The organism is Roseobacter sp., assembly GCF_039970775.1.
Classification (GTDB): domain Bacteria; phylum Pseudomonadota; class Alphaproteobacteria; order Rhodobacterales; family Rhodobacteraceae; genus Roseobacter.
Window position 1 is genome coordinate 23,348 of record NZ_JBDVLG010000003.1, and the last position, 9,101, is coordinate 32,448.

A 9,101-nucleotide genomic window follows, 5' to 3' on the forward strand; every position below is an offset into this window, starting at 1 on the left:
GTCATATCTGACGTTTGCACAAAACCCATGGTCTTGGCGCCCGCGCGGGCTACATGCGGTGTCAACAAAGCAGAGAGCGCCATGGCCAAAACACATACTATCGCGATCATCGGTGCAGGCCTTGCGGGGATGCGGTTGGCGCAGCTGTTGCAGGGCGTGGCCACGGTAAGCGTATTTGAAAAGTCGCGTGGGGTCGGTGGGCGCATGTCGACCCGCCGCGCCGATCCGTTTTCGTTTGATCACGGGGCGCAGTATTTTTCGGCCCAGACCGTTGAATTTAAAGAGTTTCTTGCGCCCTTGATCGCAAAGGGTGTTGTGCAACCTTGGCCCGCACGGCTGATGTCGTTGCCCTATGCCAGCCCGGTGCCGCCTGCATGGTCCAGCCCGCGCTATGTGGCTGTGCCGGGGATGACCGCGCTGGCCAAGGCGCTGGATGCGGATGTGGGCGTCACCCGTGGCAGCCACATTGACGGCTTGCAGGGGCGCGCGGGCCATTGGACGTTGTCTGACCGAGAGGGCGGCGTTTTCGGGCCGTTCGACTGGGTGATCAGCACTGCCCCGGCGATCCAAACTGCCGCCCTGCTGCCGCGCAATATGGCCGGGCGTGCCGCGCTGGATCAGGCGCGTATGCGTGGATGTTATAGCGTGATGATCGGGGTGGATGACCCGGTCATCACAGGATGGGACGCGGCGTGGGTCGGGCAGGGGCCGTTGGCGTGGATTGCGGTCAATTCGTCCAAGCCGGGGCGGGCGTCGGCGTCACAATCGATCGTGGCGCAAACCTCAAATGTTTGGGCTGCTGCCAATCTTGAGCGGGACCAGCAGGCGGTGCAGGCGGAATTGCTGGCCGCGTTTGCACATGTGACGGGGCATGACGTGTCGCAAGCCGCCTACACCAGCCTGCATCGGTGGCGCTATGCCAACGTGGATGTGCCCAGTGGCGCGCCATTCTTTATGGACCCGCAGGCCGGGTTGGCCGCTGCGGGGGATTGGTGCGGCACGGGCAAGGTCGAGGCCGCGTTTATCAGTGCCTCAACCTTGGCGGCGGCGCTTGTAAACGAGATTGTGAACGCACGCCCTGTTGCCTGACCTGCGCAGCTGGCGGTTTTTGGCCTTGCACCGCCCGGAAATCGCGCCATGTCTTGGGCGGGCAACAAAAGCGGGCAGATGATGGTTCTTAAGGTCACTGAATTGGTCAAACGATACGACCCGCAAGGGCAGGCGGTGTTGTCGGATGTGTCGTTTGAGATGGCGCAGGGCGACACATTGGCGCTTGAGGGCGCGTCGGGCAGTGGCAAAAGCACCCTGCTGCATCTGGTCGCCGGGCTGGACAGTGTGACCTCGGGGCAGATCACCGTTGATGGCACCGAAATTACGGGCCTGTCGGATGCAGGTCTGGCGGCGGTGCGCCGCACTGTGGTGGGGTTGATCTTTCAGCAGTTCAACCTGATCCCCAGCTTGACCGTGGCTGACAATATCGCGTTTCAGGCGCGCCTTGCGGGGCGGCATGACCCTGCGTGGGCCGCGCATCTGGCGGAAAGCATAGGCCTGCAAAATCACCTGAACGCCTACCCTGAAACCCTATCAGGGGGGCAACAACAACGTGTTGCCATTGCGCGGGCGCTGGCGGTCAAACCGCGCGTGTTGCTGGCTGATGAGCCCACCGGTAATTTGGACGAAACGACCGCAGATGCGGTGTTGCAACTGATGTTAGATAGCGCGGCCGAAACCGGCACGGCATTGTTGATGGTGACGCATTCGCCGCGCCATGCCGCCCGGATGCAGCGACGGTTGACGCTGTCGCATGGACAGGTGCGCGCCCATACGGATGCACGCGGATGATCCGTTTGGGGCTGGTCGCGCTGCTGTCGCATTGGCGGCGCAACCCGTGGCAGTTGGCAACGTTGATCGCGGGGTTGGCCTTGGCCACGGCGCTGTGGTCGGGGGTGCAGGGCATCAATTCCGAGGCGCGCGCCAGCTATGACCGCGCGGCAGATGTCGTATCGGGGGCTGGCGTGGCGCAGATCCGCCGCGCGGATGGGCAGATGTTGGATACAGCCGCCTATGTGGCGCTGCGCCGTCTCGGCTGGCAGGTTAGCCCGGTGCTCGAAGGGACGCTGACGCTGGGCGCAACCGACCTGCAGGTGGTGGGGGTGGATCCCATGACCCTGCCCGCCAGCGGGGGCGGCCCGGCGCAATGGTTCACCGGGCAGGACGGCCCCGTTGCGCGCGATGCGATGTTTGTGAACGCCGATGATGCCGCATTGTTCGGCGCGGTGCAGGCGACGGTGATGCCTCACCCCGACCAACCGCGCGGCCGGGCTGTGACCGATATCGCGGTGGCGCAACGGCTGCTTGGCACCCCTGATGCGATCAGCCGTTTGGTGGTGGGGCCTGTGCAGGCGATGGGCGTGCCGCCGTTGCCCCCGCAATATGTGATAACGCAGACGGCGCCGGGCAACGATGTGGCGCGCCTGACCGATAGCTTTCACCTGAACCTCACGGCCTTCGGATTGCTGTCTTTTGCGGTGGGGATTTTTATCGTCTACGGCGCGGTGGGGCTGGCGTTCGAACAACGCCGCCCGGTGTTTCGCACCCTGCGCGCGCTGGGGGTGCCATTGCGGCATCTGATGCTGTTGCTGACGGTCGAACTGGGTGTCTTCGCGGTGCTGGCCGGGTCTATTGGGGTGGTTCTGGGCTATGTCATCGCGGCGGCGCTGCTGCCTGATGTGGCCGCGACGCTGCGAGGGTTATATGGCGCGGATATCACCGGCCAATTGCAGGTGCGCCCGGCGTGGTGGCTGTCGGGGTTGGGGATGGCGTTGGCGGGCACGGCCGTTGCGGGGGGGGCTGCGTTGGTGAAGCTGGCGCGCCTGCCGCTGCTGTCGTTCAACCACCCGCGCGCCATGAGCATGCACGCCAGCCGCGCCGCACGTGGGCTTGCCGGTGTGGCGGTGGTGCTGTTTGTGATTGGGGCCGGGGTCGCGGTGCTGGGACAGGGGATATTTGCGGGATTTGCGCTGCTGGCGTGCCTGTTGATCGGGGCTGCGTTTTGCCTGCCGGTGGCGTTGTCGGCGGCGCTGCGGCTGGCGGGGCACCTGCACAAAGGGCCGTTGGCCGAATGGTTTTGGGCCGATAGCCGCCAGCAACTGCCGGGGCTATCGATGGCCCTGATGGCCCTGTTGTTGGCGATGGCGGCCAACATCGGGGTGTCGACCATGGTGTCGAGCTTTCGCCTGACGTTCACCGGGTATCTTGATCAACGGTTGGCGTCGGAATTGTACCTGACCGCCACCACCCCCACGCAGGCGGCGCAAATCACCGCGTATCTGGATGGCCAAGACGTGACGCTGCTGCCCATTGTGTCGCAAGATCTGCGCATTGGCGGGCTGCCTGCCGAAATCTACGGTATCATTGATCATGCCACCTACCGCGACACGTGGCCGTTGTTGGACGCGGTGCCAGACGTGTGGGACGCCGTCGCCCGCGGGGATGGCGCGTTGATCAACGAACAACTGGCACGCCGCAATGGGCTGCAACCGGGCGATACACTGCCAACGGGTGACAGGGTCTTGGGCGTCTACAGCGACTATGGCAATTCGTCCGGGCAGGTTGTGATCTCTGAGGCGCTGTTTCAGGCGCGCTATCCCGGTGTGCCTGTGGTGCGATACGGGGTGCGGACAGACGACCCCGATGGGCTGTCTGCCGATTTGCGCAGCCGCTTTGGGTTGGACGGTGACCGGCTGATCAATCAATCCGACCTCAAGGCGTTTTCGCTGGCGGTGTTTGAGCGCACGTTTTCGGTGACGTCAGCGTTGAATGTGCTGACGCTGTCGGTGGCGGGGCTGGCCTTGTTGATCGGGTTGCTGACGCTGGCCAGCCTGCGGTTGCCGCAATTGGCGCCGGTGTGGGCGTTGGGGCTGACGCGGCGCCATCTGGCCATGTTGGAATTGCTGCGCGCGTTGTGTCTGGCGGCTGTCACCGGGGCGCTGGCCGTGCCGTTGGGGTTGGCGCTGGCATGGGTTTTGTTGGCGGTTGTGAACGTCGAGGCCTTTGGTTGGCGGTTGCCGATGTATCTGTTTCCGCTTGATTACTTGCGGCTTGGGGGGCTGACGCTGCTGGCGGCGGTGTTGGCGGCGGCTTGGCCCGCGATGCGGCTGGCACGCACGCCCCCCGACCAACTTTTGAGGGTATTTCGCAATGAACGTTAAACCTATGATCGCGGGTCTGTTGTGCATCCTGATGTGGGCCGTCACCGCACAGGCCCAAAGTTTTGCGGGGTTGGGCGGCGATGCCGATGGGTTTGCCCTGCCGGAGCGGGGGTATCAGTTTTCCTTTCCCGCAGATCATGGCGCGCACCCTGCCTACCGGATCGAATGGTGGTACCTGACGGCCAATCTCAGGGCGGCAGATGGCACCGAATACGGCCTGCAATGGACCCTCTTTCGCAGCGCATTAGAACCGCACGAACGCCCCGGTTGGGACAGTCCACAACTGTGGTTGGCCCATGCCGCCGTGACCACCCCGCAGGCCCATTACGTGGCCGAACGGCGCGCCCGGGGCGGCATCGGGCAGGCGGGTGTTGTGGCCGATCCGTTTGAGGCGTGGATCGATGATTGGCAGATGTCGGGCGCCGATATGCACCAGATGCAGCTGACCGCGCGGGGCGCTGAATTCGCCTATGACATGCAGCTAGAGGCCCAAGGTCCGTTGGTGTTTCACGGCGACGCAGGCTATTCGCAGAAATCCGCATCGGGCCGGGCAAGCTATTACTACGCGCAGCCGTTCTTTGACATTTCGGGCGTGCTGACCCTGCCCGAGGGGCCGGTGCAGGTGACCGGGCAGGCGTGGCTTGACCGCGAATGGGCCTCGCAGCCGTTGGGCGCATCACAGGTCAGTTGGGATTGGTTTTCGATGGTGTTTGACAGTGGCGACCGCTTGATGGGGTTCACTCTGCGTGACAGCGAAGGCCCAGATTTCACCGCCGCCAGCTGGATAGAACCCGATGGCACCACCACTGCGTTTCCTGATGGGGCGTTCTACGCACAACCGGTCCAAACCAGCGCCGTCGCGGGCCGTGATATCCCGACCAGATGGCGCGCGGTGCTGCCCGAAAAAGGCGTGGACGTCAGCGTACAGGCGATCAATCCGCGGGCGTGGATGGGCACATCTATCCCCTATTGGGAAGGGCCGGTGCGGTTGTCGGGCAGCCACACGGGGCGCGGGTATCTCGAAATGACCGGCTACTAGGCGCCGCCCGTCTGGCGTGTCCTTTGCCAATAGTGCTAGCGTGTCGGAAATGCAGGGGGATCCGCGCAAGACGCGGCCCGAAGACTGCGGCAATTGAAAGGGCGACCCGTTGGATTTTGCACCCACCGAAGAACAATCTGCGATCTTTGATATGGCCTATGCGTTTGGCCAAGACCAGATCGCGCCCTTTGCCCAATCGTGGGAAGAACAGGGCACGATCCCCAAAGGCCTGTGGCCCAAAGTCGCTGAATTGGGGCTCGGGGGGATCTACGTTTCCGAAGATCACGGCGGCTCTGGTCTAAGCAGGTTGGACGCCACGATGGTCTTTGAAGCCCTGTCGATGGCTTGCCCGTCGGTGGCGTCGTTTTTGTCGATTCACAACATGTGTGGCGGTATGATCGACAAGTTCGGATCTGCCGAGGCAAAGGCCAAATGGTTGCCCCGGATGTGCCGGATGGAGACGATGTTTTCCTATTGTTTGACAGAACCGGGGTCAGGGTCTGATGCGGCCGCGTTGCGGACCCGTGCGGTGCCCGGCGATGACGGGTATGTGCTGACGGGCACCAAGGCGTTCATTTCGGGTGGCGGCTATTCTGATGCGTATTTGGCGATGGTGCGCACCGGCGATGATGGCCCCAAGGGGATTTCCGCGATTGTGGTTGAGGCCGGCACCGAGGGGCTATCGTTTGGCGGACAAGAGAAAAAGATGGGCTGGCGGGCGCAGCCCACAGCGCAGGTGCAATTTGACGCCTGCGCCGTGCCCGCAGGCCATCTGATCGGCGAGGAAGGTCGTGGGTTTTCCTATGCGATGGCGGGGTTGGATGGCGGGCGGCTAAATATCGCGGCCTCGGCGCTGGGGGGCGCGCAGGCGGCGTTGAACGCGGGGTTGTCTTATGCGGGCGACCGCAAAGCGTTTGGCAAATCGATCGATCAATTTCAGGCGTTGCAGTTCAAATTGGCGGACATGGAGATCAAGTTACAGGCGGCGCGGGTGTTTCTGCGTCAGGCCGCGTGGAAATTGGATAGTGCAGCCCCGGATGCCACGAAATATTGCGCGATGGCCAAGGTCTTTGTGACAGATGTGGCGTTTGATGTGGCCAATGAAGCGCTGCAAATTCACGGTGGCTATGGCTATCTGGCCGATTACGGTATCGAAAAGATCGTGCGGGACCTGCGGGTGCACCAGATTTTAGAAGGCACCAATGAAATCATGCGGGTCATCGTGTCACGGCACTTGATCTCGGAACATGCGGGGTAATTGTTGGGGTTTGTGGGTCTAAAGATCGGCAATATTCTCTGTTTATTAAGTGTCGCTTCATAACTCTTTGCCATATCTGACAGTGCGGTTTCGGTAGACTGCCGCGTTGGACACTTGGCTTGGGATTAGAATGTGACGCAACCTTCCATGAATACTGCGGTCGATTCCCATGGGGCTGCAAAACGTGTCCTGATTGTCGACGATTCGCGCGTTATGCGCGCGTGGTTGCGCACGGTTTTGACAGCAGACCCCCGGTTGGAGGTCATAGGCGAGGCGGCAGATGCCGTAGAGGCCCGCGATTTTATCAAGGCGCAGCCCGCTGATGTGTTGACGCTTGATATCGAGATGCCAGGTATGAGCGGCCTTGATTTTCTGACCCGATTGATGCGCGCGCGCCCGATGCCTGTTGTGATGATGTCCAGTTTGACAGCCGCAGGCAGCGAAGCAGCGATCCAAGCGTTGTCGCGGGGAGCGATCGATTGCATGGTCAAACCTGCAAGAGCTTACGGCGAAGAATTGACCAACGATATCTGCGAACGGGTGTACCAAGCGGCCTGCACCAGGCCTGCACAACTGCAGGCGCGGCTGAATTCTAAAGATCCGAAGGCTGTCGTCGCTGCAGCTGCTGCGCTCGGGGCGTCATCGCCCGGGCCCGATACTGCGTCGAAGCATGCGTATCGTCGCGGTTCTCTGATCCTGATTGGGGCCTCTACAGGGGGGGTTGCCGCGCTCGAAACTGTGCTGCCTGCGCTTGATCCGCATGGGCCTCCGGTTGTGATTGTCCAGCATATGCCTGGCAATTTCTTGACCAGCTTTTCCGAACGTCTCAATCGTCATTTGACCCAAAACGTATACCTTGCCAATGAAGATCGCCCCCTTGCCAATGGGGACATTGTATTGGCGCCGGGCAACGACCGCCACACAGAAGTATTGAGCCGCGGGGGGGATTGGTATTGCCGGTTTGTGCCCAATGATCCGCCAGCGCTGCATTGCCCAGCGGTCGATGTTCTCTTTGATTCAACGATCCGCGATGCTAAACGCATATCAGCCGCAATTCTCACCGGTTTGGGCCGCGACGGGGCCGATGGTCTGTTGAAACTGTCGAAGGCAGGGGCCACGACGTTTGGGCAAAACGAAGACACATGTGTCGTGTATGGTATGCCTAAAGCGGCCAAGGCCATCGGCGCTGTGCAACATGAAGTATCTCTGGATGACATAGGCCCGGCAATTCGGGACAGTCAGATAGCCAATCGAGCAACCCAACCGAGGGGAGGCATGTAATTTCGATGAGCGATTCTCGTATTCATATTACTCAGGGGGAGCAAGCCTTTGGCAGTGACCCCGAGCTGGTCATATCGACCCTTCTGGGGTCTTGCGTGTCGTGTTGCATGTGGGATCCAATCGCAGGCGTTGGCGGTATGAACCACATGTTGTTGACCAGTTCGACTGCGGACAATGGCGCGTCTCAGCTGCCAGGGATCAACTCGATGGAACTGCTGATTAACGGCATTCTCAAAGAGGGTGGAGATCGGAAGCGTTTGCGCGCCAAGGCGTTTGGCGGGGCCCAGATGGTCGCGGGGCTGAGCGAGATCGGCCGAAAGAACAGTGAGTTCATCCTGTCATTTCTGGAAAATGAAGGGATTACCTGCGAAGGGCATTCCCTCGGCGGTCAAACTGCGCGGCAACTGATGTTCTGGCCGTCTTCTGGGCGGGTGATGCAGAAGATCCGCACAGATGCACCGCAAGAGACCGTATCTCAGGTACAAGCGCCCAAAGACACTGGCAACGATCTGGAATTGTTCTGACGTTGGCGCAAGCGCGCAACCCTGCGGGTCAGTTCGACATCGTCGCGACGTAAGCGTCTGGCCTGCCTGCACTGACACGCCATAGAGTGTGTTGATAAGTGTCCACCATTGATAGTGGACATCTTGAGGACGGATATGGCGGGCAAGAAGGGTCAGAAGAAGCGGTTCTGGTCGGATGAGGAGAAGGTGTCGATCTGCGCACAAACATGCGCGTCGGGGGTATCGGTAGCGCAGGTTGCACGTTGTTACGCCATGAACGCCAATCTGATCCACAAGTGGTTGCGTGATCGTAAGTTTGCGCCTGATCTGGAGGTGGTCGAAGAACAGGCCACCCCGGCACCGTGCTTTCTTCCGGTTGAGATCGTTGACCGGCCTGTAACCGAAGAACCTACCCCCCCTCTTGCGGCAAATGCCGCATCCGGCCAAAGCGCGATTGAGATCGATATCGCAGGCGGTCATCAGCTAAGGATTGTCGGCAGCTATGATCCAGAAGCACTGGCCCGGCTGATCCGAGGTCTTTCTGTATGATCCCGGTTCCGACGAACACGCGGGTCTGGCTGGCGGCGGGTGTGACTGACATGCGGCGGGGATTTACGACGCTTGCGGCACAGGCCGAACAAACGCTGAAGCAGGATCCGTTCACCGGACATCTGTTCGTCTTCCGTGGACGTCGCGGTGACCTGATCAAGATCATCTGGTGGGATGGTCAAGGCGCGTGCCTGTTCAGCAAGCGACTTGAGAAGGGCCGGTTTGTGTGGCCCTCAGCAAAAGAAGGCAAGATCGCTCTG

Annotated in this window: 9 protein-coding genes; all 9 read left to right on the top strand. The window is 61.3% G+C overall.

Going from position 1 to position 9,101, the window contains the following annotated elements; translation table 11 throughout:
- The first annotated feature begins 81 nt into the window (after positions 1–81).
- Positions 82–1,089 carry an NAD(P)-binding protein gene (locus tag ABJH13_RS00675; RefSeq protein ID WP_348404284.1) on the top strand — a complete coding sequence of 336 codons (1,008 nt, stop codon included), beginning with the start codon at positions 82–84 and terminating at the stop codon, positions 1,087–1,089.
- 81 nt (positions 1,090–1,170) lie between these two features.
- The gene (locus tag ABJH13_RS00680) at positions 1,171–1,842 is read left to right on the top strand and encodes an ABC transporter ATP-binding protein (RefSeq protein WP_348404293.1); all 672 of its coding nucleotides are present in this window, start codon (positions 1,171–1,173) and stop codon (positions 1,840–1,842) included.
- Positions 1,839–4,211, top strand: coding sequence for an ABC transporter permease (locus ABJH13_RS00685; protein WP_348404285.1), 2,373 nt, complete (start codon positions 1,839–1,841; stop codon positions 4,209–4,211). Before ABJH13_RS00680 ends, ABJH13_RS00685 begins: the two co-directional genes overlap by 4 nt.
- Positions 4,201–5,250, top strand: a complete 1,050-nt coding sequence (locus ABJH13_RS00690; protein WP_348404286.1) for a lipocalin-like domain-containing protein — start codon at positions 4,201–4,203, stop codon at positions 5,248–5,250. Before ABJH13_RS00685 ends, ABJH13_RS00690 begins: the two co-directional genes overlap by 11 nt.
- A gap of 109 nt (positions 5,251–5,359) precedes the next feature.
- Positions 5,360–6,508 carry an acyl-CoA dehydrogenase family protein gene (locus tag ABJH13_RS00695; protein ID WP_348404287.1) on the top strand — a complete coding sequence of 383 codons (1,149 nt, stop codon included), beginning with the start codon at positions 5,360–5,362 and terminating at the stop codon, positions 6,506–6,508.
- Positions 6,509–6,640: 132 nt separating this feature from the next.
- Positions 6,641–7,789, top strand: coding sequence for a chemotaxis-specific protein-glutamate methyltransferase CheB (gene cheB, locus ABJH13_RS00700; protein WP_348404288.1), 1,149 nt, complete (start codon positions 6,641–6,643; stop codon positions 7,787–7,789).
- Between the two features lie 5 nt (positions 7,790–7,794).
- Positions 7,795–8,313, top strand: a complete 519-nt coding sequence (locus tag ABJH13_RS00705) for a chemotaxis protein CheD (RefSeq protein ID WP_348404289.1) — start codon at positions 7,795–7,797, stop codon at positions 8,311–8,313.
- A gap of 135 nt (positions 8,314–8,448) precedes the next feature.
- Positions 8,449–8,841, top strand: a complete 393-nt coding sequence (locus ABJH13_RS00710; protein ID WP_348404290.1) for a transposase — start codon at positions 8,449–8,451, stop codon at positions 8,839–8,841.
- A partial coding sequence (tnpB, locus tag ABJH13_RS00715) for an IS66 family insertion sequence element accessory protein TnpB (RefSeq protein ID WP_348404291.1) occupies positions 8,838–9,101 on the top strand: 264 nt, incomplete at its 3' end. The genes ABJH13_RS00710 and tnpB, both read left to right, overlap by 4 nt.

Bases quoted from the DNA above. Each gene is read 5' to 3' on its own strand.
- ABJH13_RS00675 (WP_348404284.1), top strand. From the start codon at position 82: ATGGCCAAAACACATACTATCGCGATCATCGGTGCAGGCCTTGCGGGG.
- ABJH13_RS00680 (WP_348404293.1), top strand. From the start codon at position 1,171: ATGGTTCTTAAGGTCACTGAATTGGTCAAACGATACGACCCGCAAGGG.
- ABJH13_RS00690 (WP_348404286.1), top strand. From the start codon at position 4,201: ATGAACGTTAAACCTATGATCGCGGGTCTGTTGTGCATCCTGATGTGG.
- ABJH13_RS00710 (WP_348404290.1), top strand. From the start codon at position 8,449: ATGGCGGGCAAGAAGGGTCAGAAGAAGCGGTTCTGGTCGGATGAGGAG.
- ABJH13_RS00705 (WP_348404289.1), top strand. From the start codon at position 7,795: ATGAGCGATTCTCGTATTCATATTACTCAGGGGGAGCAAGCCTTTGGC.
- ABJH13_RS00685 (WP_348404285.1), top strand. From the start codon at position 1,839: ATGATCCGTTTGGGGCTGGTCGCGCTGCTGTCGCATTGGCGGCGCAAC.